General features: G+C 72.9%; 16 protein-coding genes. 14 read left to right on the plus strand and 2 right to left on the minus strand.

The window, feature by feature from the left end; genetic code table 11:
* The first annotated feature begins 53 nt into the window (after nucleotides 1–53).
* From M2271_RS15595 to cobI, 7 genes are read left to right on the plus strand one after another with little or no spacing between them, the layout of a single operon-like run.
* Entirely contained in the window at nucleotides 54–995 is a 942-nt protein-coding gene (locus M2271_RS15595) for a cobalamin biosynthesis protein (RefSeq protein WP_280887797.1), read from the plus strand.
* Nucleotides 992–2,569, plus strand: coding sequence for a cobyric acid synthase (locus M2271_RS15600; protein WP_280887798.1), 1,578 nt, complete (start codon nucleotides 992–994; stop codon nucleotides 2,567–2,569). Before M2271_RS15595 ends, M2271_RS15600 begins: the two co-directional genes overlap by 4 nt.
* Nucleotides 2,566–6,243, plus strand: a complete 3,678-nt coding sequence (gene cobN, locus M2271_RS15605; protein ID WP_280887799.1) for a cobaltochelatase subunit CobN — start codon at nucleotides 2,566–2,568, stop codon at nucleotides 6,241–6,243. The genes M2271_RS15600 and cobN overlap by 4 nt, the downstream gene beginning before the upstream one ends.
* Complete coding sequence (locus M2271_RS15610) at nucleotides 6,240–8,258, plus strand: putative cobaltochelatase (RefSeq protein ID WP_280887800.1); 2,019 nt, start codon at nucleotides 6,240–6,242, stop codon at nucleotides 8,256–8,258. Before cobN ends, M2271_RS15610 begins: the two co-directional genes overlap by 4 nt.
* A complete protein-coding gene (gene cobO / locus M2271_RS15615; RefSeq protein WP_280887801.1) occupies nucleotides 8,258–8,866 on the plus strand; it encodes a cob(I)yrinic acid a,c-diamide adenosyltransferase in 609 nt (202 codons plus the stop codon). The genes M2271_RS15610 and cobO overlap by 1 nt, the downstream gene beginning before the upstream one ends.
* On the plus strand, nucleotides 8,866–10,371 hold the full coding sequence (locus M2271_RS15620; RefSeq protein WP_280887802.1) for a cobyrinate a,c-diamide synthase: 1,506 nt from the start codon (nucleotides 8,866–8,868) through the stop codon (nucleotides 10,369–10,371). The genes cobO and M2271_RS15620 overlap by 1 nt, the downstream gene beginning before the upstream one ends.
* Nucleotides 10,368–11,120, plus strand: coding sequence for a precorrin-2 C(20)-methyltransferase (cobI, locus tag M2271_RS15625; RefSeq protein ID WP_280887803.1), 753 nt, complete (start codon nucleotides 10,368–10,370; stop codon nucleotides 11,118–11,120). Before M2271_RS15620 ends, cobI begins: the two co-directional genes overlap by 4 nt.
* 50 nt (nucleotides 11,121–11,170) lie before the next feature.
* Here the strand turns inward: cobI and M2271_RS15630 are convergent, their stop codons facing one another.
* Nucleotides 11,171–11,962, minus strand: a complete 792-nt coding sequence (locus M2271_RS15630; protein ID WP_280887804.1) for a ZIP family metal transporter — start codon at nucleotides 11,960–11,962, stop codon at nucleotides 11,171–11,173.
* Nucleotides 11,963–12,045: 83 nt separating this feature from the next.
* Here M2271_RS15630 and cobM point away from each other — a divergent pair, with 83 nt between their 5' ends.
* The 6 genes from cobM to cobC are packed head-to-tail and all read left to right on the plus strand — an operon-like array spanning nucleotide 12,046 to nucleotide 18,402.
* A complete protein-coding gene (cobM, locus tag M2271_RS15635) occupies nucleotides 12,046–12,864 on the plus strand; it encodes a precorrin-4 C(11)-methyltransferase (protein WP_280887805.1) in 819 nt (272 codons plus the stop codon).
* Nucleotides 12,861–14,096, plus strand: a complete 1,236-nt coding sequence (cbiE, locus tag M2271_RS15640; RefSeq protein WP_280887806.1) for a precorrin-6y C5,15-methyltransferase (decarboxylating) subunit CbiE — start codon at nucleotides 12,861–12,863, stop codon at nucleotides 14,094–14,096. The genes cobM and cbiE overlap by 4 nt, the downstream gene beginning before the upstream one ends.
* The gene (gene cobJ, locus M2271_RS15645) at nucleotides 14,093–15,808 is read left to right on the plus strand and encodes a precorrin-3B C(17)-methyltransferase (RefSeq protein WP_280887807.1); all 1,716 of its coding nucleotides are present in this window, start codon (nucleotides 14,093–14,095) and stop codon (nucleotides 15,806–15,808) included. The genes cbiE and cobJ overlap by 4 nt, the downstream gene beginning before the upstream one ends.
* Before the next feature lie 5 nt (nucleotides 15,809–15,813).
* Nucleotides 15,814–16,404, plus strand: a complete 591-nt coding sequence (locus tag M2271_RS15650) for a precorrin-8X methylmutase (RefSeq protein ID WP_280887928.1) — start codon at nucleotides 15,814–15,816, stop codon at nucleotides 16,402–16,404.
* On the plus strand, nucleotides 16,401–17,351 hold the full coding sequence (locus M2271_RS15655; RefSeq protein ID WP_280887808.1) for a sirohydrochlorin chelatase: 951 nt from the start codon (nucleotides 16,401–16,403) through the stop codon (nucleotides 17,349–17,351). The genes M2271_RS15650 and M2271_RS15655 overlap by 4 nt, the downstream gene beginning before the upstream one ends.
* Nucleotides 17,341–18,402: an Rv2231c family pyridoxal phosphate-dependent protein CobC gene (gene cobC / locus M2271_RS15660; RefSeq protein WP_280887809.1), complete on the plus strand. Its 1,062-nt coding sequence runs from the start codon at nucleotides 17,341–17,343 to the stop codon at nucleotides 18,400–18,402. Before M2271_RS15655 ends, cobC begins: the two co-directional genes overlap by 11 nt.
* A gap of 83 nt (nucleotides 18,403–18,485) precedes the next feature.
* Here cobC and M2271_RS15665 read toward each other — a convergent pair whose 3' ends face one another.
* Nucleotides 18,486–19,580, minus strand: coding sequence for an amidohydrolase family protein (locus M2271_RS15665; RefSeq protein ID WP_280887810.1), 1,095 nt, complete (start codon nucleotides 19,578–19,580; stop codon nucleotides 18,486–18,488).
* A 290-nt stretch (nucleotides 19,581–19,870) separates the two neighbouring features.
* Between M2271_RS15665 and M2271_RS15670 the strand changes: the two genes are divergently transcribed.
* The gene (locus M2271_RS15670) at nucleotides 19,871–22,738 is read left to right on the plus strand and encodes a DUF6461 domain-containing protein (protein ID WP_280887929.1); all 2,868 of its coding nucleotides are present in this window, start codon (nucleotides 19,871–19,873) and stop codon (nucleotides 22,736–22,738) included.
* The last annotated feature ends 7 nt before the right edge of the window (nucleotides 22,739–22,745 follow it).

A 22,745-nucleotide genomic window follows, 5' to 3' on the forward strand; every position in this document is an offset into this window, starting at 1 on the left:
CCGATTGAGGTTCCGTACCCCCATCCTGCCCGTCCCCGCGGTCGGCTGAGCCGATGGGTGCCGATCGCGTCTTCGCGTACGGCGCCGCCGCCGGCCTCCTCGGTGACCTGCTCCTCGGCGATCCCCGCCGTGGGCATCCGGTCGCCGTGTTCGGGCGTGCCGCGGGTGCCGTGGAGCGGATGCTGTGGCGTGACCACCGCGGGTGGGGCGCGCTGCACACCGTGGTGTGCGCCTCAGGCGCCGTCACGCTGGGGGCCGTGGCCGCTCGTGCGGTACGCCCGTCCCCTGCCGCTTCCGTCGCGCTGACCGGTGCCGCCACCTGGGCCGTCGTCGGGGGCACTTCGCTGGCGCGGGAGGCGCGGAGCATCGGGCGGGCGCTGGAGGCGGGGGATGTCGACGGAGCGCGGGCGCGGTTGCCGCGTCTGTGCGGGCGGGATCCGCAGGCGCTGGACGCCGACGGGATCGCGCGGGCCGTCGTCGAGTCCGTCGCCGAGAACACCTCCGACGCCGTGGTGGGGGCGCTCGTATGGGGCGCCGTGGGGGGTGTGCCCGGGCTTCTCGGGTTCCGGGCCGTCAACACCCTCGACGCCATGGTCGGACACCGATCGCCCAGGTACCGGCGGTTCGGTTGGGCTTCCGCGCGGCTGGACGACCTGGCGGGGTGGCCGGGGGCGCGGCTGACCGCCGTACTCGCGGCCCTGGCCGGGCCGGACCCGCGCGGTGCCGTGCGGGCCTGGCAGGCGGACGCCGCGCAGCACCCGAGCCCCAACGCCGGGCCCGTGGAGGCCTCGTTCGCGGGGGCGCTCGGGGTACGGCTGGGCGGGACGCTGTCGTACGGGGGACGTGTCGAGCACCGGCCCGTACTCAACGGGCAGGGGCGGGCCGTCACCACGCAGGACGTCGAACGGGCCGTACGGCTCTCCCGGCGGGTCGGTCTGCTCGCGCTCGCCGTCAGTGTCACCGCCCGGTTCGTGGCGAAGGGACGTGCCTCGTGAACCCGAACGCGGCGAACCCGAACGCGGGACAGCGTTTCGCGAACGGTGGTGGTCTCCTCGTCGCCGGTACCACCTCCGACGCCGGCAAGAGTGTCGTCACCGCGGGGATCTGCCGGTGGCTGGTGCGGCAGGGGGTCAAGGTCGCGCCGTTCAAGGCGCAGAACATGTCCCTCAACTCGTTCGTGACGCGCGAGGGTGCCGAGATCGGGCGGGCCCAGGCCATGCAGGCGCAGGCCTGCCGGGTGGAGCCGACCGCGCTGATGAACCCCGTGCTCCTCAAGCCGGGCGGTGAGCAGAGCAGTCAGGTCGTGCTGTTGGGGAAGCCGGTCGGGGAGCTCAGTGCACGCGGGTACCACGGCGGGCGGCAGCAGAAGCTGCTCGGGACGGTTCTCGACTGTCTCGCTGAGCTGCGGGGCACGTATGACGCCGTGATCTGTGAGGGGGCCGGTTCTCCCGCCGAGATCAATCTGCGGCGGACGGACATCGTGAACATGGGGATCGCCCGGAACGCCGGGCTGCCCGTGCTCGTGGTCGGTGACATCGACCGCGGGGGTGTCTTCGCATCCTTCTTCGGGACCGTGGCGCTGCTCGCGCCCGAGGATCAGGCCCTCGTCGCCGGGTTCCTGGTCAACAAGTTCCGCGGGGACGTCTCCCTGTTGGAGCCGGGGCTCGACATGCTGCACTCGCTCACCGGGCGGCACACGTACGGCGTCCTGCCCTTCCGGCACGGGCTCGGCATCGACGAGGAGGACGGGCTGCGGGTCTCTCTGCGGGGCACGGTCCGGGAGTCGAACGTGGCCCCGCCCGTCGGCGAGGACGTCCTCCGGGTCGCCGTCTGCGCGGTCCCCCTGATGTCCAACTTCACCGACGTGGACGCGCTGGCCGCCGAGCCGGGTGTCGTCGTGCGGTTCGTGGACCGGGCGGAGGAGCTGACGGACGCCGACCTCGTGGTGATTCCGGGAACCCGGGGAACGGTTCGTGCCCTGGAGTGGCTGCGGGAGCGGGGGCTGGCGCAGGCCATCAGCCGCAGGGCCGCCGAGGGGCGGCCGGTTCTCGGCATCTGCGGTGGTTTCCAGGTCCTCGGCGACCACATCGAGGACGAGGTCGAGAGCCGGCGAGGCCATGTCGACGGGCTCGGTGTGCTGCCCGTGCGGGTGCGGTTCGCCCGCGAGAAGACCCTGACCCGGCCCGTCGGCGAGGCCCTCGGCGAGCACGTCGAGGGGTACGAGATCCACCACGGGGTCGCCGACGTCACCGGTGGAGACGCGTTCATCTCCGATGGCGAAGGACACCCTCTCGACGGCTGCCGGGTCGGACAGACCTGGGGCACCCACTGGCACGGCTCACTGGAGTCGGACGGTTTCCGGCGGGCCTTCCTGCGCGAGGTGGCCGCCGCCGCGGGCCGCCGTTTCGTACCGGCGCCCGACACCTCGTTCGCCGCGCTGCGCGAGGAGCAGCTCGACCGGCTCGGCGACCTGATCGAACAGCACGCGGACACAGACGCGCTGTGGCGGCTCATCGAGTCCGGCGCGCCGCAAGGACTGCCTTTCATTCCACCGGGAGCGCCCGCATGAGCACAGTGTTGTTGTTGTCGACCGCCGACACGGACCTGTTGGCGGCCCGGGCCGCTGCCGGGGCCTCGTACCGGATCGGGAATCCGACCCGGGTGGACGTCGCGGCGGAGCTGCCCGGTCTCGTCGAGGGCGCGGACATCGCCGTCGTACGGCTCCTCGGCGGTAAACGGGCCTGGGAGGACGGGCTGGCCGTCCTGAAGGCGTCGGGGATCCCCACGGTCCTGCTCGGCGGTGAGGCCGTGCCCGACGCGGAGTTGATGGCCGAGTCGTCCGTACCCGCCGGTGTGGTGGCCGAGGCGCTCAGGTACCTCGTCGAGGGCGGGTCCGCCAACCTCACCGAGCTCGCGCGGTTCCTCTCCGACACCGTGTTGCTGACGGGTGAGGGGTTCGTCGAGCCGCAGAAGATGCCCGAGTACGGGGTCCACGGCGAACGGGCATGGGTCGAGGGCCGTCCGACGGTCGGCGTGCTCTTCTACCGGGCCCATGAGCTGAGCGGCAACACCGCCTTCGTGGACACGCTGTGCGACGCCATCGAGGCGCGGGGCGCCAACGCCCTCCCCGTGTACTGCGGTTCGCTGCGCGGAGCCGACGCCGGGCTGTACGAGACCCTCGGCCGGGCCGACACCCTGATCGCCACCGTTCTCGCCGCCGGCGGCACGCACGCCTCGAAGGCGTCGGCGGGCGGGGACGAGGAGGCGTGGGACATCGGTGCCCTCGCCGACCTCGACATCCCGGTGCTGCAAGGTCTGTGCCTGACGTCCTCGAAGAGCGCCTGGGAGGGGTCCTCCGCCGCCCTCTCCCCCATGGACGCGGCGATGCAGGTGGCGATCCCGGAGTTCGACGGGCGGCTGATCACCGTGCCGTTCTCCTTCAAGGAGCAGGTCGACGACACGGCCGACGTTCCCGTGTACGTCGCCGACCCGGAGCGGGCCGCGCGGGTCGCCGGGATCGCCGTACGGCACGCGCGGCTGCGGCACCAGCCGAACGGCGAGAAGAAGCTGGCGCTGGTCTTCACGGCCTATCCGACGAAGCACTCGCGCGTCGGGAACGCGGTCGGGCTGGACACGCCCGCGTCGGCGGTGCGGGTGCTGGACACGCTGCGGGATGCCGGGTACGTCGTCGAGGGGCACCCCGACAACGGTGACGAGCTGATCCACCGCCTCATCAACGCCGGCGGCCACGACGTCGAGTGGCTCACCGAGGAGCAGTTGGCGTCCGCGCCGGCCCGGGTGCCGCTCGCCGACTACCGTGCCTGGTTCGACACGCTCGACCCGGCGCTCAAGGACGCCATGCTGGAGGCGTGGGGCGAACCGCCGGGCTCCCTCTACCTCGACGGGGACGACATCGTGCTCGCCTCCCTCCGGTTCGGGAACGTCGTCGTGATGATCCAGCCGCCGCGCGGCTTCGGCGAGAACCCGATCGCGATCTACCACGACCCGGACATGCCGCCGTCGCACCACTACATGGCGGCGTACCGGTGGCTGGAGGCCGCGTCATCGGACGGGGGGTTCGGCGCCGACGCGATCGTGCACATGGGCAAGCACGGCACGATGGAGTGGCTGCCGGGCAAGGGACTCGGGCTCTCCCGGAGCTGCGCCCCCGACGCCGTCCTCGGTGAACTCCCCCTCATCTACCCCTTCATCGTCAACGACCCCGGCGAGGGCACCCAGGCCAAGCGGCGCGGACACGCCACCGTCGTCGACCACCTGGTGCCGCCGATGGCGCGGGCCGACACGTACGGCGACCTGGCGAAGCTGGAGCAGTTGCTCGACGAGTACGCGCTCGTCTCCGACCTGGACCCGACGAAGGCACCGGCCGTCCGCGCGCAGATCTGGACGCTGGTGAAGGCCGCCGAGCTGCACCACGACCTGCATGTCGACGACCAGCCGGACGACAACGCGTTCGACGAGTTCGTGATGCACATCGACGGCTATCTGTGCGAGATCAAGGACGTGCAGATCCGGGACGGGCTGCACATCCTGGGCGGCGGTCCGGTCGGCGAGCCGCGGGTGAACCTCGTGCTGGCCGTGCTGCGCGCCTCGCAGGTGTGGGGCGGGCAGGCGAACGCGCTGCCGGGGCTGCGGGCTTGCCTGGCGGAACATTTCGGGCTCAGTGAGAAGGAGCTGCTCGCCGAGCCGGGAGCGCCGGTCAAGGTCCCGGTGGAGCTGACGGAGCTGGTGGACGGGCCCGCGCGCTCGGCCGCCGACGCCATCGATCTGCTGGAGCAGCTGTGCCGGCGGATCGCGGAGGGCATGGAGACCCGCGGGTGGGTGGCGGCCGAAAGCCGCGACCTCATCACGGACGTGGTCGGCACCCCGCTCCCCGCCGCCGTCGCCGTGCTGGAGTTCGCCTGCGACGAGGTCGTACCGCGGCTCGAGAAGACCACCGACGAGATCGACCACATCCTCAAGGCGCTGGACGGCGGTCATGTCCCGGCCGGCCCGTCGGGTTCGCCGACCCGCGGGCTCGTCAACGTCCTTCCGACCGGCCGGAACTTCTACTCCGTCGACCCCAAGGCGATCCCGTCCAGGCTGAGCTGGGAGGTCGGGCAGGCGCTCGCCGACTCGCTCGTGCAGCGGTACCTCCAGGACACCGGCGAGTACCCGAAGTCCGTCGGTCTGACGGTGTGGGGTACGTCCGCGATGCGTACGCAGGGCGACGACATCGCCGAGATCCTGGCGCTGCTGGGCTGCCGCCCCGTGTGGGACGACGCCTCGCGCCGGGTGACCGGGTTCGAGGTCGTACCGCCGGCCGAGCTGGGCCGGCCCCGCATCGACGTCACGGTCCGCATCTCCGGCTTCTTCCGGGACGCGTTCCCGCACGTCGTCGGGCTGATCGACGACGCCGTGCGGGCGGTGGCCGAGCTGGACGAGACCGCCGAGCAGAACTACGTCCGCGCGCACGCCGACGCGGACACCGCCGAACACGGCGACCGGCGGCGCGCGACCGCCCGTGTCTTCGGCTCCAAGCCGGGCGCGTACGGCGCCGGACTGCTGCCACTGATCGACGCCCGCAACTGGCGCAGCGACGCCGACCTCGCCGAGGTGTACGCGGTGTGGGGCGGCTACGCCTACGGGCGCGGGCTGGACGGGCGCGCGGCGCGCGGGGACATGGAGACGGCGTTCAAGCGGATCGCCGTCGCCGCGAAGAACGTCGACACGCGGGAGCACGACCTCGTCGACGCCGACGACTACTTCCAGTACCACGGCGGCATGGTCGCCATGGTGCGCCATCTGACGGGCACCTCCCCCGAGGCGTACGTCGGTGACTCGGCCACTCCCGACCAGGTGAAGACCCGCACGCTGGGCGAGGAGACCCACCGGGTCTTCCGGGCCCGGGTGGTCAACCCGCGCTGGATGGCGGCGATGCGACGGCACGGCTACAAGGGCGCCTTCGAGATGGCGGCGACCGTCGACTACCTCTTCGGGTACGACGCCACGGCCGGGGTCGTCGACGACTGGATGTACGAGAAGCTCAGCGCCGAGTACGTCTTCGACGCGGAGAACCAGGACTTCATGAGGAAGTCCAACCCCTGGGCGTTGCGCGGCATCACGGAACGGCTTCTGGAGGCCGCCGACCGCGGCCTGTGGGCCGAGCCGGACGCGGACACCCTGGAACGGCTGCGGGCCACCTACCTGGAGCTGGAAGGCGACTTGGAGGGCGACGACAAGTGAGTACCCCGTTCCCGTTCACGGCCGTGGTCGGCCAGGACGACCTGCGGCTCGCGCTGCTGCTGAACGCCGTGTCGCCGGCGGTCGGCGGTGTGCTGGTGCGCGGCGAGAAGGGCACCGCCAAGTCCACGGCCGTGCGCGCGCTCTCGGCGCTCATGCCCGCGGTCCCGGTCGTCCCCGGCTGCCGTTTCTCCTGTGACCCGGCCGCTCCCGACCCCGCCTGCCCGGACGGTCCGCACGAGCCCGGCGCCGGGGTCGGCCGGCCCGCGCGGATGGTCGAGCTGCCGGTCGGCGCCTCGGAGGACCGGCTGGTGGGCGCGCTGGACATCGAACGTGCCCTGTCGGAGGGCGTGAAGGCGTTCGAGCCGGGCCTGCTGGCCGACGCGCACCGCGGCATCCTGTACGTCGACGAGGTCAACCTCCTCCACGACCATCTGGTCGACCTGCTGCTGGACGCGGCGGCGATGGGCGCCTCGTACGTCGAGCGCGAAGGTGTCTCCGTACGGCATGCCTCGAAGTTCCTGCTCGTGGGGACGATGAACCCCGAAGAGGGTGAGCTGCGTCCGCAGTTGCTCGACCGGTTCGGGCTGACCGTCGAGGTCGCGGCCTCCCGGGAGCCCGACCAGCGGGTCGAGGTCGTGCGCCGGCGGCTCGCCTACGACGACGACCCGGCCGGCTTCGCCACGCGCTGGGCGGACGAGGAGGCCGCCGTACGGTCCCGGATCGTGGCGGCGCGGGAGCTGTTGCCGTCGGTGCGGCTCGGCGACGGGGCGCTGCGGCAGATCGCGGCGACCTGCGCGGCGTTCGAGGTGGACGGCATGCGCGCCGACATCGTGATGGCACGGACGGCGACCACGCTGGCGGCCTGGGCCGGACGGACGGATGTGCTCGCCGAGGACGTACGGCAGGCCGCGCTGCTCGCGCTGCCGCACCGCAGGCGCCGTAATCCCTTCGACGCGCCGGGACTCGACGAGGACAAGCTCGACGAGACGCTGGAGGAGTTCGGGGGCGGTTCCGACGACGAGGATCCGGATCCCGACGGGCCGGGACCCGGCGGAGGCGACGGAGACGGCGGGCAGCCGCCTTCGGAAGGACCTGCCGAGGGGGCCGGTGACACCGGGGCGCGGCCCGAGGCCGGGGAGGGCGGTGAGCCGGAGACCTCCGGTGGCGGCTCCGGTGAGCGACAGCCGGCGCGGGCCGCCGAGCCCTTCCGTACCAAGGTGCTCAGCGTGCCCGGTCTCGGTGAGGGTGCCTCCGGGCGGCGGTCGCGGGCGCGGACCGAGCACGGGCGGACGACCGGGGCCCGGCGGCCCCGGGGGGCACTGACCAAGCTGCACCTGGCGGCGACCGTGCAGGCGGCGGCGCCGCATCAGCGGGCCCGCGGGCGGTCGGGGCCGGGGCTGGTCGTACGCCGCGACGATCTGCGGCAGGCGACCCGGGAGGGGCGCGAGGGGAATCTCGTGCTGTTCGTGGTCGACGCCTCGGGTTCGATGGCGGCCCGGCAGCGGATGAGTGCCGTGAAGGGCGCCGTGCTGTCGCTGCTGCTGGACGCGTACCAGCGGCGGGACAAGGTGGGTCTGGTGACCTTCCGCGGGTCGGCCGCCGAGGTGGCCCTGCCGCCGACCTCGTCGGTCGACGCGGCCGCCGTACGGCTGGAGTCGCTGCCGACCGGTGGGCGGACGCCGCTTGCCGCCGGGCTGCTCAAGGCGTATGACGTGCTGCGGGTCGAGCGGCTGCGGGATCCCGCGCGGCGGGCGCTGGTCGTCGTGGTGACGGACGGGCGGGCGACCGGCGGGCCCGAACCCGTCGCTCTCGCCGGGCGGGCGGCGCGGCTGTTCGCGGCCGACGAGGTCGCCTCCGTGGTCGTGGACTGCGAGTCGGGGCCGGTGCGGCTGGGGCTGGCCGGGCAGCTCGCGGGTGAGCTGGGCGGTACGGCGGTGACGCTGGACGAGCTGCGGGCGGACTCGATCGCCGGGCTGGTCAGGGATGTTCAGGGAACTTCGAGGAGGGCCGCGTAATGCCGCAGGGACAGCCGAGTGTCGTACCGGATGACGGGCTGACGACTCGCCAGCGCCGTAACCGGCCGCTGGTCGTCGTGCACACCGGAGTCGGCAAGGGCAAGTCGACCGCCGCCTTCGGGCTCGCGCTGCGGGCCTGGAACCAGGGGTGGCCGGTCGGGGTGTTCCAGTTCGTCAAGTCGGCGAAGTGGAAGGTCGGCGAGGAGCGGGCGCTGCGGGTCCTCGGGGACTCCGGTGAGGGCGGGACCGTCGCCTGGCACAAGATGGGCGAGGGCTGGTCGTGGGTGCAGCGGGACCTCCAGGGTGACAACGTCAGCAACGAGGAGAAGGCCCGGGAGGGGTGGGAGCAGGTCAAGCGGGACCTCGCGGCCGAGACGTACCAGCTGTACGTGCTGGATGAGTTCGCCTATCCCCTGCACTGGGGCTGGATCGACACCGACGAGGTCGTCTCCGTGCTGCGGGACCGGCCCGGCACCCAGCACGTCGTGATCACCGGGCGGAACGCCCCGGAGAAGCTGGTGGACTTCGCGGACCTCGTGACCGACATGTCCAAGGTCAAGCATCCGATGGACGCCGGGCAGAAGGGGCAGCGAGGTATCGAGTGGTGATGTCCTCGTCCGTCCCCCGGCTGGTCGTCGCCGCGCCTTCCTCGGGCAGCGGCAAGACCACCGTCGCCACGGGGCTGATGGCCGCGTTCGCCGCGCGGGGGCTCGCCGTGTCCCCGCACAAGGTCGGGCCGGACTACATCGACCCCGGGTATCACGCCCTCGCGACCGGGCGGGTGGGGCGGAACCTCGACGCGTACCTGTGCGGGCCGGAGCTGATGGCTCCGCTGTTCCTGCACTCAGCGCGCGGTGCTGACATCGCCGTCGTCGAGGGTGTGATGGGGCTGTACGACGGGGCCGCGGGGGAGGGTGAACTGGCGTCCACCGCGCAGGTGGCGAAGGTGTTGCGGGCGCCGGTGGTGCTGGTCGTGGACGCCTCGTCGCAGTCGCGGTCGGTGGCCGCGCTGGTGCACGGGTTCGCTTCGTGGGATCCGCAGGTGCGGATCGGGGGCGTGATCCTGAACAAGGTGGCGTCGGACCGGCACGAGGAGTTGTTGCGGGAGGCGTTGGAGTCGGCCGGGGTGCCGGTGCTGGGGGTGTTGCGGCGGGTGGCTCAGGTGTCCACGCCGTCGCGGCATCTGGGACTGGTGCCGGTCGCCGAGCGGCGGGCTTCGGCGGTGGAGGCCGTCGCCGCCATGGCGGAGCAGGTCTCCGCCGGGTGTGATCTTGAGGCGTTGACGGTGCTCGCGCGGAGTGCGGGGGCGGTGTCGGGTGCGGCGTGGGACGCGGCTGAGGCGCTGGGTTCTTCGCCCCCGCCGCCCCTTCCCTCCCCTTCCCCGGGGGCTGCCGCCCCCGGACCCCCGCTGTCGGTCCTGGACCGGCCTCGTCCGCAAACTCCCCCACTCTCGGCTTCGCTCGAGCGGGGGGACCCCCAGGACGGGCTGAGTGCAGCCGGCCCCGGCTCAAAGGTGACAGTCGCCGTCGCCGGGGGGCCCGCTTTCACCTTCTCCTACGCCGAGCACACGGAACTTCTCACCGCGGCCGGTGCCGAAGTTGTCCCCTTCGATCCGCTCCGCGACGAGCAACTGCCCGAGGGAACAAGCGGGTTGGTCATCGGCGGCGGCTTCCCCGAGGTGTACGCCGCCGAGCTGTCCGCCAACGAGCCGCTGCGCAAGTCCATCGCACGCCTCGCGGAGAGCGGCGCTCCCGTCGCCGCCGAGTGTGCCGGGCTGCTCTATCTCTGCCGGGAGCTCGACGGGCAGCCCCTGTGCGGGGTGCTCGACGCCGTCGGGGGGATGAGCGAGCAGCTCACGCTCGGGTATCGGGACGCCGTGGCCGTGAGTGACAGTGTGCTGGCCGTCGCGGGGACCCGGATGCGGGGCCACGAGTTCCACCGGACCGTGGTGGAGCCCAAGGCAGGGGAGGTCGCCGCCTGGGGTGTGCGCACCCCTCGACGGCGGCTCGAAGGTTTCGTACAGCAGAGTGTGCACGCGAGTTATCTGCACACGCACTGGGCGTCCGAGCCCGGTGTCGCCCGTCGGTTCGTGGAGAGGTGCCGGACGTCATGAGCAGCAGCAGGTTGGTCGGGGTCGGGGTCGGGCCCGGAGATCCGGAGCTGGTGACCGTCAAGGGCGTCAACGCTCTGCGCGCCGCCGACGTGGTCGTCGTACCCGTCATGGCTGCGTCTGACGGAAAGGACGGGGGCGAGCGGGGCCGGGCCGAAGCGACCGTCCTGCACTACGTGCCCGAGGAGAAGGTCGTCCGGGTGGTGTTCGCGCTGAACGAGCGCAGCGACCGGGAGCGGCGGGAGGCCGCCTGGGACGCGGCCGGGGCGCGGGTCTCCGAGTTGCTGCGGCAGCACGGGTCCGTGGCCTTCGCGACCATCGGCGATCCGAACGTGTACTCCACCTTCACCTATCTCGCGCAGACCATCAGCGCGTCGGTGCCGGACGTGGTGGTCGAGACCGTGCCGGGGATCACCGCCATGCAGGACCTCGCGGCGCGCTCGGGGGCCGTTCTCACCGAGGGCACCGAGCCCTTGACCCTGGTGCCCGTGACCGCCGGGGCCGCCGTGCTCAAGGAGGCGCTGAACGGGCCCGGGACCGTCGTCGCCTACAAGTTCGGGCGGCAGGCCGGGGAGGTGGCCGAGGCGTTGCGGCAGACCGGGCGGATCGAGGACGCCGTATGGGGGTCGGCGCTGGGTCTGGAGTCCGAGTCCATCCGGCCGGCCGCCGACCTCGACGGCGCTCCCCTGCCGTATCTCTCCACGCTCATCGCGCCCGCGCGGCGGGACGGCGGCCGGGGCGGGAAACTGTGAGCACTTCAAGAACCAGCCCGGCAAGAACCAGCCCCTCAAGAACCGGAGTGTCAGCCGGACACCCCCACCACCAGCCAGATGAACGCCACCCCCGCGATCGTGCACAGCAGGGTCGAGCGGGCGGGGTGTTCATGGTGGGCCTCGGGGAGGATCTCGGCGGCGGCGAGATAGAGGAGCGCGCCGCCGAAGAAGCCGAGATAGCCGCCGAGCACCCCTTCCGGGATCGTGAAGAAGAGCGTGGAGGCCGCGCCCACCACAGGGGCGGCCGCGTCCGCGAACAGCATGGCGAGGGCTCGGCGGCGGGCGTTCCCGTACAGGCTGGTGATCGTGTACGTGTTGAAGCCGTCCGCGAAGTCATGGGCGACGACGGCCAGCGCGACCGCCGCGCCCATGCCGCCGCCGGCCTGGAAGGCGGCGCCGATCGCCACCCCGTCCATGGCGCTGTGGCCGACCATCGCGGACGCCGCCGTCAGACCCACCTGGGGCGCCCGGCCGTCGCGGAGCCCCTGGGGCACGTCGGTGTCGAGCGGTCCGGCGCGCGTGGGCGGCGCCCGGTGAGCGGTGTCCTCCGCTCCGTGCGCGGCCTGGCGTACCGCGAGCAGGCGTTCCACCATATGGGCCAGGAGGAACCCGGCCACGAACAGCAGCAGGGCCGCCGGTACCCCGAAGACCTCGGTGCCGGCCGCCTCGAACGCCTCCGGCAGCAGGTCGAGGCCGACCACGCCGAGCATCAGGCCGCCGGCCAGGCCCAGGACGAGATGACGGCGGTCGGTCACGCGCAGTGCCGTCCAGCCGCCGGCCAGCGTCATCAGGAACGCGCCGAGCGCGACGAAGACCGCCATGTGCTCTTGGTATCCGATCACACCCGGCTCACGCACATCCGGCCCCCACAGCAGTGAACATCCGTACGAGAGGACCCGAACCCATGGCAGATGCCCCCACCGGCAAGGTGACCTTCGTCGGTGCCGGCCCCGGCGCCGCCGACCTGCTGACGTTCCGCGCCGCGCGGGCCATCGCCGAGGCGGACGTCGTGATCTGGGCGGCGAGCCTGGTCCAGGCGGACGTCCTCGACCACGCGCGGGAGGGTGCCCAGATCCTCGACTCGGCGACCATGTCCCTGGAGGACGTGGTGTCCGTGTACGAGCGGGCCGCCGCCGAGGGCCTGCGGGTGGCCCGGATCCACTCCGGCGACCCCGCGCTGTGGGGCGGTACGCAGGAGCAGCTCGACCGGTGCGCCCGGATCGGCATCGAGACCGAGGTCGTCCCCGGCGTGTCGGCCTTCTCCGCCGTCGCCGCGATCGCGCAGCGCGAACTGACCATCCCCGAGGTCGCGCAGTCCGTGGTGCTCACCCGGCTCGGCGGCGGCAAGACGCCGATGCCGCCCGGGGAGGAGGTCCGGGAGTTCGCCAAGCACGGCACCACCATGGCCGTCTTCCTGTCCGCGGCCCGCAGCGGGCAGCTCGTGCGGGAGCTGCTGGAGGGCGGCTATCCGACGACCACCCCGGTCGTCGTCGCCTACCAGGCGACCTGGCCGGAGGAGCTGGTCGTGCGGTGCACGATCGGCACGCTGGAGGAGACGGTCAAGGAGCACAAGCTCTGGAAGCACACCCTGTTCCTCGTCGGCCCGGCGCTCGACGCCGAGGGCACCCGCTCGCACCTCTACCACCCCGGTCACTTCCACGGCTACCGCAAGGCCGACCCGCAGGCCCGCAAGGCCCTGCGCGCGCGGGGTGCGAGCACGTGATCACCGTGTTCGGCACCGGGACGGGAACAGCGCCGCCCAAGGACGTCCTGGCGGAGGCGGAACTCGTCGTGGGCGGACGCCGGCACCTGGACGCCGTACGACTGCCCGCCGCGGCCGAGCGGATCGTGCTCGGGCCGCTGGCGCCGGCCCTCGACGCCATGGCCGAGTACGTCGCCAAGGACCGCCGGGTCGTGGTGCTCGCCTCGGGCGACCCCGGGTTCTTCGGGATCGTGCGGGTGCTGGCCGAGCGGTTCGGCGCCGACCGGCTCGACGTCCGGGCCGGGGTCTCGTCGGTCGCCGCCGCCTTCTCGCGGGTCGGGCTGCCGTGGGACGACGCGGTGGTGGTGAGCGCGCACGGGCGCAAGCTGCGGACGGCCGTCCACGTGTGCCGGGCCCGGCCGAAGGTCGCCGTGCTCACCGGCCCGGGAGCGGGTCCGGCGGAACTGGGGGCCGCGCTGGTGTCCGACGCGCGGGTCCTGGTGGTCGCCTCGGCCCTGGGGTCCCCGGACGAGCGGGTGGAGCGGATGACTCCGGCCGAGGCCGCGGTCCGTGACTGGGGCTCGTCGGTGAACGTGGTGCTGTGCCTGGACGAGTCGCGCGCGCCGGGCGCCGTACGGACGGTCGCCGGGCCGCCCGCCGGGCCCGCCGGATGGGCCTTGGACGAGGCCGACTTCGCCCACCGCGACTCGATGATCACCAAGTTCGAGGTACGGGCGCTGGCCCTGGCCCGGCTCGGACCGCGCCTCGGCGATCTGGTCTGGGACATCGGCGCGGGCTCGGGTTCCGTGGCCGTGGAGTGCGCGCGGTTCGGCGCGGCCGTGACGGCGGTCGAGAAGAGCCTCGACGGGGTCGGGCGGATCCGTGCGAACGCGGCCGCGCACGGCGTGGACGTACGGGTCGTGCACGGGGCGGCGCCGACCGTGCTGTCGGCGCTCGACGATCCCGACGCGGTGTTCGTCGGCGGCGGTGGGCTCGAACTACCCGCGATCGTCACGGCGTGCGCGCGGCGCGCCCGGCGGACCGTCGTCGTCGCGATGGCCGCGCTCGACCGGGTACCGGCCGTACGCGCGGCCCTCGCCGGCGCCGGGTTCGACTGCGACGGAGTGCTCCTGCAGTCGTCCCGGCTCGCGCCGCTGCCGGGTGACGTGACCCGGCTCGCGGCGACCAACCCCGTTTTCCTGCTGTGGGGCGTACGGCCTGCGGCATCCGCTGACGAAGGAGATGCTCAGTGATCGGCCTCATTTCCGCCACCTCGGCGGGGGCGGCTGCGCGGGACCGGCTGGCCGCGGCGTGGCCGGAGCGGACGCGTGTGTACGAGGGTCCCGTGGGGGACGCCGTGCGGGCCGCGTTCGCTCAGTGCGAGCAGCTCGTGTGCTTCCTGGCGACGGGAGCGGTCGTGCGGCTGGTCGCGCCGCTGCTCGGCGACAAGGCGACCGACCCGGGTGTGGTGTGCGTCGACGAGGGCGGGCGGTTCGCCGTGTCGCTGGTGGGCGGGCACGGCGGCGGGGCCAACGAACTCGCCTGCGCGGTCGGGGAGTTGCTGGGGGCCGAGCCCGTGGTGACGACGGCGACGGACGCGGTGGGGCTGCCGGGGCTGGACACGCTCGGTTTCCCGGTGGAGGGAGACGTCGCCGGGGTGTCGCGGGCCCTGCTGGACGGCGACCCGGTCGCGTTGAAGGCCGAGGTGGGCTGGCCGCTGCCGCCTCTTCGGGTCACCGGTGAGGGGACGTACGCGATCCGGGTGACCGATCGTGCCGTTGCGCCCGCGGATCATGAGGTACTCCTGCGGCCCCCCTCCCTCGTCGTCGGCGTGGGCGCCTCCCGGGGTGCCCCCGTCGACGAGGTGCTCGGGCTGGTCGAGGGCGCGTTGCGGGCGGCGGGGCTGTCCGTGCGCAGCGTCGCGGAGGTCGCCACCGTCGACGCGAAGGCCGGGGAGCCCGGGATCGTCGGCGCGGCCCAGCGGCTCGGGGTGCCGCTGGTGACGTACCCCGCCGAGGAGTTGGCGCAGGTGGACGTGCCCAACCCGTCCGACGCGCCCCTCGCCGCCGTCGGCACCCCTTCCGTCGCGGAGGCCGCCGCGCTGGTGCGCGGGGGTGAACTCCTCGTCCCGAAGACGAAGTCGGCCGCGACCCCCGCGATGGCGACCTGTGCCGTCGTACGGCGGCCCGCGCGCGGCCGGCTCGCGGTGGTGGGGCTCGGGCCGGGCGCCCGGGACCTGCTCACGCCCCGCGCGAAGGCGGAGTTGCAGCGGGCCTCCGTGCTCGTCGGCCTCGACCAGTACGTCGACCAGATCCGCGATCTGCTGCGGCCGGGCACCCAGGTCCTGGAGTCGGGTCTGGGGGCCGAGGAGGAGCGGGCCCGGACAGCGGTGGCACAAGCGCGGAAGGGGCGGGCGGTCGCGCTGATCGGCAGCGGGGACGCCGGCGTGTACGCCATGGCCTCCCCCGCGCTGGCCGAGGCGTCCGACGACATCGACGTGATCGGCGTACCGGGTGTCACCGCCGCCCTCGCGGCCGCGGCGATCCTCGGGGCCCCGCTGGGCCACGACCATGTCTCGATCAGCCTGTCCGACCTGCACACCCCGTGGGAGGTCATCGAGCGGCGGGTGCGGGCGGCGGCCGAGGCGGACCTCGTCGTGACGTTCTACAACCCGCGCAGCCGGGGCCGGGACTGGCAGCTGCCGAAGGCGCTCGCGATCCTCGCCGAGCACCGGGAGCCGACGACGCCGGTCGGTGTCGTACGGAACGCGTCGCGGCCGGACGAGTCCGGCCGGCTGACGACACTGGCCGCCCTGGACCCGGCGACGGTCGACATGATGACGGTCGTGACCGTGGGCAACACGGCGACCCGGCAGATCGCCGGGCGCATGGTGACCCCGCGCGGCTACCGCTGGCAGGCCGCACCCGTCAGCGGCTCCGCCGCGGGCCAGGAGGGCACCGAATGAACCGGGTGGATCGTGTGGTTCATCCGATCGAGCAGGAGTCCTTCCGGCGGTTGCGCGCCCGGCTGGACACCTCGCACTTCCCGCCGTTGAGCCGGGCGGTCGTGGAGCGGGTCATCCACTCCGCGGCCGACCTGGAGTACGCGAGCGATCTCGTCCTGGACGAGGGCACGCTGGAGAAGGCGCACGCCGTCCTGCACGCCGGGGCGCCCGTGGTGGTGGATGTGGAGATGGTGGCCGCCGGGATCACCCGACGGGAGACCGTCTGCCGGCTCAGGGACGCCAAGTCCGGTCCGGGGCTGACCCGTTCGGCCCACGCGATCCGGCTGGCGTACGAACAGGTCGGGCCCGGCGCCCTGTGGGTGATCGGCAACGCCCCCACCGCGCTGGAGGAGTTGCTGACTCTGGACGCCTCCCCCGCGCTCGTCATCGGTCTGCCCGTCGGCTTCGTCGGCGCGGCCGAGTCCAAGGCCGCGTTGCGCGAGAGCGGGCTGCCCGCTGTCAGCAACGTGTCCGAGAAGGGCGGCTCGGCGGTTGCCGCCGCCGCGCTCAACGCCCTGCTGTACCACCCCCTTTCCCCCTCCGAGGAGCAATCGTGACCACCCCGCCGCCCGCCCTGCTCATCGCCGGCCATGGCACCCGGGACGCTGCCGGGGCCGAGGCGTTCCGCGACTTCGTCCGGGAGCTGGGCGCCCGCCATCCCGAACTGCCCGTCGCGGGCGGCTTCATCGAGCTGTCCCCGCCGCCGCTGGGCGACGCGGTCACCGAGCTGGTGGAACAGGGGGTACGCCGGTTCGCCGCCGTCCCACTGATGCTGGTGTCCGCCGGACACGCCAAGGGCGACATCCCGGCCGCGCTGGCCCGTGAGAAGGAGCGGCACCCGGGGATCTCGTACAGCTACGGCCGTCCGCTGGGCCCGCACCCCGCGCTGCTGAGCGTGCTGGAGCGGCGGCTGGACGAGGCGCTGGGCGCGTCCGCGCGCAGGCCCCAGGACCGGGCCGATGTGACCGTGCTGCTGGTCGGGCGCGGTTCCACGGATCCCGACGCCAACGCCGAGGTGCACAAGGCGGCCCGGCTGCTGTGGGAGGGGCGCGGGTACGCGGGCGTGGAGACGGCGTTCGTGTCGCTGGCGGCGCCGGACGTGCCGAGCGGCCTGGACCGCTGTGTGCGGCTCGGGGCGCGGCGGATCGTGGTGCTCCCCTACTTCCTGTTCACCGGGATCCTGCCGGACCGGGTGCGCCAGCAGACGGAGGGCTGGGCGGCGGCGCACCCGGAGGTCGACGTGCGGTCGGCCGACGTCATCGGTCCGGAGCCGGAGCTGCTGGATCTGGTGATGGAGCGGTACGCGGAGGCCGTCCAGGGCGATGTGCGGATGAACTGCGACTCGTGCGTGTACCGGATCGCGCTGCCCGGGTTCGAGGAGAAGGTCGGCGTGCCGCAGCAGCCGCACTTCCACCCGGACGACGAGGACCACCACGACGGGCACCACGACGGGCACCACCACGGGCACCACCACGGAGGACACGCCCACTCCCATGCGCACTGAGGGGCATGACCTGCGGCACCACGGCGACGCCGAGGTGCGTGACGACGGCTCGGCCCTGGTCGACCTGGCCGTGAACGTCCGCGCGGACACCCCGCCCGGGTGGCTGCGGGAGCGGATCGCCGCGTCACTGACCGGCCTCGCCGCCTATCCGGACGGGCGGGCCGCCCGCGCGGCGGTGGCGGCACGGCACGGTCTCGCGGTGGAGCGGGTGCTGCTGACGGCGGGCGCGGCCGAGGCGTTCGTGCTGCTCGCCCGCGCCCTGAAGGTCCGCCGGCCGGTCGTGGTGCACCCGCAGTTCACCGAACCGGAGGCGGCGCTGCGGGACGCGGGGCACCCGGTGGAGCGGGTACTGCTGCGCGAGGAGGACGGTTTCCGGCTGGATCCGTCGGTCGTTCCCGAGGACGCGGACCTGGTGGTGATCGGCAACCCGACGAACCCCACATCCGTCCTGCACCCGGCCGCCTCGATCGCCGAACTGGCGCGTCCCGGACGGACGCTGGTCGTGGACGAGGCGTTCATGGACGCGGTGCCCGGCGAGCGGGAGGCGCTGGCCGGGCGGACGGACGTGCCCGGGCTGGTGGTGCTGCGCAGCCTGACCAAAACGTGGGGGCTGGCCGGGCTGCGGATCGGCTATGTCCTCGCGGCCCCGGAGACGATCGCGGACCTGGAGCGGGCCCAGCCCCTGTGGCCGGTGTCCACGCCGGCCCTCGCGGCGGCCCAGGCGTGTGTGTCGCCGCGGGCGCTGGCGGAGGCCGCCCACGCCGCCCACCGCGTCGCCACCGACCGGGCGCATCTCGTCGCGGGCCTGGAGGAGTTCGCCGTGGACGGGCTGCGGGTGGCCGGGCCCGCCGACGGCCCCTTCGTCCTCCTGCGAGTGCCGCACGCCGCCGCCGTACGACGGCATCTGCGCGATCTCGGGTTCGCGGTCCGGCGCGGGGACACCTTCCCGGGGCTGGGTGAGCAGTGGCTGCGGCTGGCGGTGCGGGACCGGGTGACCGTCAACTCGTTCCTTCAGGCGCTGGACCAAGCGATGACTCTGACGCAGCGCTGAGCCGGGAACCCGGCAACGCAGGGGCCGGTCCGAGGTGACGGCTCGTCGGCCCGCGCCCTCCTCCGGCCTGCCAAGACCTGTGCCTACCGGCTGACGACCCGCCCGTTCAGCACCACCCGCGACGGGGCCCCCAGCACGCGCACATCAGTGCGCGGGTCCCGTTCGTAGACCACCAGGTCCGCCGTCGCCCCCTCCTCCAACCCGGGCCGTCCCAGCCACGCCCGGGCGCCCCAGGTCGTCGCTGAAAGCGCCTCCACCGGAGGGATCCCCGCCGTCACCAGTTCCGCCACCTCGGCCGCGACCAGGCCATGGGGCAGGGTGCCGCCGGCGTCCGTGCCGACGTACACCGGAATACCGGCGTCGTAGGCGTTGCGGACCGTGTCGTAACGGCGTTCGTGGAGGCGGCGCATGTGGGCGGACCAGCGGGGGAACTTGGACTCGCCGCCCTCGGCCAGCTTCGGGAAGGTCGCGATGTTGACCAGCGTCGGGACGATCGCGACGCCACGCGAGGCGAACAGGGGGATCAGGTCCTCCGTCAGGCCCGTCGCGTGTTCGATGCAGTCGATGCCCGATTCCACCAGGTCGCGGAGCGAGTTCTCGGCGAAGCAGTGGGCGGTGACGCGGGCGCCGAGGCGGTGGGCCTCCGCGATGGCCGCCTCAGCCGCCTCCCGTGGCCAGCTGGGCGTCAGGTCGCCGACCTCGCGGTCGATCCAGTCGCCCACCAGCTTCACCCAGCCGTCGCCGCGCCGGGCCTCCCGGGCGACGTACGCGACCAGGTCCTCCGGTTCGATCTCGTGCGCGAAGCCCCGGATGTAGCGGCGGGTGCGCGCGATGTGCCGGCCCGCACGGATGATCTTCGGGAGGTCCTCGCGGTCGTCGATCCAGCGGGTGTCGGAGGGGGAACCCGCGTCGCGGATCAGGAGGGTGCCCGCCTCGCGGTCCGTCAGCGCCTGCTTCTCGGCCACGCCCTCGTCCACCGGGCCGTGCGGGCCCAGGCCCACGTGACAGTGCGCGTCGACCAGACCCGGCAGCGCCCAGCCCTCCACCGTGCGGACATCACGGGCGAGGAGGGGACGGTCGTAGGAGATACGGCCGTCCACCACCCACAGCTCGTCGCGGACGTCCTCGGGGCCGATGAGAACCCCGCCTTTCACGTGCAGCACCGCCTGATCGCTCATACTCCGCACCCTATTGAACCCGTCCGCCGGGGGGCGAAAGGGGCCTTTGGGGGGCGCCCCGCAACGCGCCACAGGAGCACAGATGTGATCTCGGAATCCCGGCGGAGGCACCGGCGGGCGCACATCTGTGCAGTGAACTGACTATTCGTCAGGTCAAGTCAACTGGCGGGCAGTTGTCGCTGGATGTGGTCCGGCGGTGGGCCTGCGGAGGTGACAATGGTCGTCTCACCGTGCGCTGCCGGGGCGTCTGTCGTCGGCGCCGTGATTGCTGAGGAGAATCCATGGGGCCGATGTCCGATGACCTGTTCGCGTTTCGTCTGTGGCGGCGCGCGCCGGACTCCGCAAAGTGGCTGCCGGCGTCACGGTTACTGATGCGTGTGGGCGGCGGTGGGAGCATGGCGCCGGCTCACCTGTCCTGGGGTACGGAGGACGGCGCGCAGTCCCTCGTGGGCTTCTCGCCGGATATGGCGAGCTGTTATGGCCATCGCCGTACCACCAGCGGTGATGTGGTGGAGGTGCGCGGCGAACTCGACGACCGGGCGGAGCACTGGGAGGGAGCTGCCGGTGCTCGCGGGTATGAGTTCGACACGGAGGTCCAGGATGCCGGAAGCTGGCATCCGGCCGGACGGCTGTGGCTGCTGATCGACGATGGCGGCGAGGCCCCCGTGCGGTGGGCGGTCTGGGGCGATCAGTCAGGCAACACCTGTTCGATCGCACTGCGTTCGTTGAGCCCGTCCAGCAAGGCGGACGTCAGCGACCTGGTGAGCGTCGTGTGGGCCGATGCCGAGCACCGGGACGCGGGCGAGGTGGCCAGGAATCTGGTGGACGCGTCGGCGAACAAGTGGTTCGCACCGCACAGCCGTGCGTCCCTGGAATTCCAGCTGACCCAGCCCGTCGCGGTGGACCGGTACGTGCTCACCTCCGCCGACGACGCCCCTGATCGCGACCCGGCGGCATGGACCCTGCGTGGCTCGGTGGACGGGCACGTGTGGCGGACCCTCGACATCCGCTCCGGCCAGTCGTTCGCTGAGCGGCACCAGTCCAGAATGTTACGGATCGCCGAGCCAGGGCCTTATGGGCACTATCGTCTCGACATCACCGGCAACAACGGCTCCCCACACCTGCAACTCCAAGCCGTCCGGTTCCTGACCGACGGCAGTGGTGGTTTCGTCGGCTCCCGGCAACGTGCGGGCCGGGCCCCAGTCCCTTACCGAGGCATACGCGTGGCGCAGGCGGTACCAGACATGCCGGCAAAACCGCCGCACATACCGGCGAACCCGCTGCCCGAGGACGCGTCAGCACATCCATCGAGAACGAGGTCACCCCTGTCGACGCCTGGGTCTTCGCCCTCACCCCGAGCTCGGGGGAGCCGACCCTCCGAGTGGGAGGGCTGGCGGCCAGGAGGACCGTGGTTGCCGTCGGGCGGCAGGTTGTCGATGGAGTCCTTGACCTCGCCGTCGGGACGGTTCACGGTGCTGCACTCGGTGTACGAGCCGTCGTTGGCGGTACGGGACAACGTCACGCGGGCGCGGGTGTGGGTCAGCGACTCGCCGGGATCAAGTCTGGTGTGCCTGGGACCCGACGGGGACCTCGTGGCCTGGGACCACCACGGCAACAGGGTCTGGAGCACAGGCACGGGATGGCTGGGCGTGCGGCGGCTGGAGATGCGCGACAGCGGTGAGCTGGCCCTGACCGGCGCGGACGGGGGCGTGGTGTGGAGTTCGGGGATCCCCCAGGCGCCTGCGGCGGCGGGGGCCGGTCATTTGACGGCGGCCCGGGGATCGGCGATGCGCCGGGGTGAGAGCCTGCATGGACAGTCGCTGACCAGCGGTGACGGGTCGACCGTGCTGTTCCACGACGGTCACGCGGTGCGCATCATGGTGAAGGGACAGACCTCACACTGGGACAGGTTCTACGATCAGGAGACCGTCCTGGCGCTCGACGACGACGGATTCCTGCGCTCGCGGGCCCTGGACGGCGCTGTGGTAGAACAGATCGCCGGGCCGGGCGCTGAGCTCGTCGTCGTGCGCGGCGGGGCAGAGCTCCGTGACGACGCGGGGGCGGTGGTGTGGGCGTCCGCCGGTCGCTCGACGCGGCTGGCCCCGGTGCGTGAGCCGGCCATGCCGCAGAACGAGGTCCTGGCCGCCTGGTTCGGCGCCCTGGCAGGAAAGGGCACCGGCTACTGCGTCGCAGTGGTGAAGGAGAGCACCCCGCTGGAGGTCCTGCGGCGAACCGGTGTCCCGCCGGGCTCGGAGGTACGGGGTACATGGCGTCGGCTCGAACGGCTTCGGGACGCCGCACACCCGGACGGGGGGAAGGTGGTGGCGGTGATCGCCGTGGGGCCGGACGTACTCCTCGTCAGTGACGACTCCGCCCTGCCGGTGGCGGCACTGGCGCCCTCGACATCGGTGGTGTCCCTGCACCGACCATGCGAGGGGGGCGGCTTCGGGGAGACGTTCAGCCTCCACCAGGAGGGCCGGATCGTGAGCGAGTTCCGGGACGATCCGCGCCGCCGCAAGGGGGCGAAGGTGGGGGAGGTCGCCGCCGCCCTCGATGACATCGCGCACGAGTTGCACCGCCACGAGCTGGTGTTCCGCACCGCTGGGGTGGTTCCCAGCGCCGCCCAGCTCGGCGGGCCGTTGCTCGGCGGTGTCCTGGCACCCCTGCGGTCACCCTCCGCGGCGCCCACGGCCGGGTCGGCCGAGCCGCTCCTTGCGGTGGAGGGGTACGAGGACCTGAACCCGCTGGTGATCCGCACCGACTTCACTGACGAGGACGCCTGGGGCCGGGTGGTCGAGGAACTGCGGGTGCCGTGGGTGGACGACGATCCGGTGGAGCCTCACCTGATCTGCGACCCCAGGTACGCCGACGCCCCCACCGAGCTGGTGCTTCAAGCCGTCCGCGCGGCCCTGCCCGGTCCGAGCCTGCCGGGAGCGGTCTTCATCGCCGACGACACCACCATGCGCGGGACGGGGCATCCGCTGCTGGCCGTGTCGACCGAATGGGACGGCGAACCCTTCGAGGAGGACGAGGAGGAATTCGTGACGCAGTTCCGCCTGCTGCCCGACACGGCCGTGGAGATCAGCACGAATCTCGATCTCGGCAACATGGACTTCGAAGACTTCGTCGACGGCGGGCTGTACGAGCGCAGGTGGTGAGGAGGGA

Origin of the sequence: Streptomyces sp. LBL (assembly GCF_029893585.1) — a bacterium.
Classification (GTDB): Bacteria; Actinomycetota; Actinomycetes; order Streptomycetales; family Streptomycetaceae; genus Streptomyces.

What these genes read in the sequence shown, in the direction of transcription:
- M2271_RS15630 (WP_280887804.1), bottom strand. Translation starts at nt 11,962, where the DNA reads ATGGCGGTCTTCGTCGCGCTCGGCGCGTTCCTGATGACGCTGGCCGGC.
- cobN (WP_280887799.1), top strand. Translation starts at nt 2,566, where the DNA reads ATGAGCACAGTGTTGTTGTTGTCGACCGCCGACACGGACCTGTTGGCG.
- cobO (WP_280887801.1), top strand. Translation starts at nt 8,258, where the DNA reads ATGCCGCAGGGACAGCCGAGTGTCGTACCGGATGACGGGCTGACGACT.
- cobM (WP_280887805.1), top strand. Translation starts at nt 12,046, where the DNA reads ATGGCAGATGCCCCCACCGGCAAGGTGACCTTCGTCGGTGCCGGCCCC.
- M2271_RS15620 (WP_280887802.1), top strand. Translation starts at nt 8,866, where the DNA reads ATGTCCTCGTCCGTCCCCCGGCTGGTCGTCGCCGCGCCTTCCTCGGGC.
- cobC (WP_280887809.1), top strand. Translation starts at nt 17,341, where the DNA reads ATGCGCACTGAGGGGCATGACCTGCGGCACCACGGCGACGCCGAGGTG.
- M2271_RS15670 (WP_280887929.1), top strand. Translation starts at nt 19,871, where the DNA reads ATGTCCGATGACCTGTTCGCGTTTCGTCTGTGGCGGCGCGCGCCGGAC.
- M2271_RS15595 (WP_280887797.1), top strand. Translation starts at nt 54, where the DNA reads ATGGGTGCCGATCGCGTCTTCGCGTACGGCGCCGCCGCCGGCCTCCTC.
- cobI (WP_280887803.1), top strand. Translation starts at nt 10,368, where the DNA reads ATGAGCAGCAGCAGGTTGGTCGGGGTCGGGGTCGGGCCCGGAGATCCG.
- M2271_RS15665 (WP_280887810.1), bottom strand. Translation starts at nt 19,580, where the DNA reads ATGAGCGATCAGGCGGTGCTGCACGTGAAAGGCGGGGTTCTCATCGGC.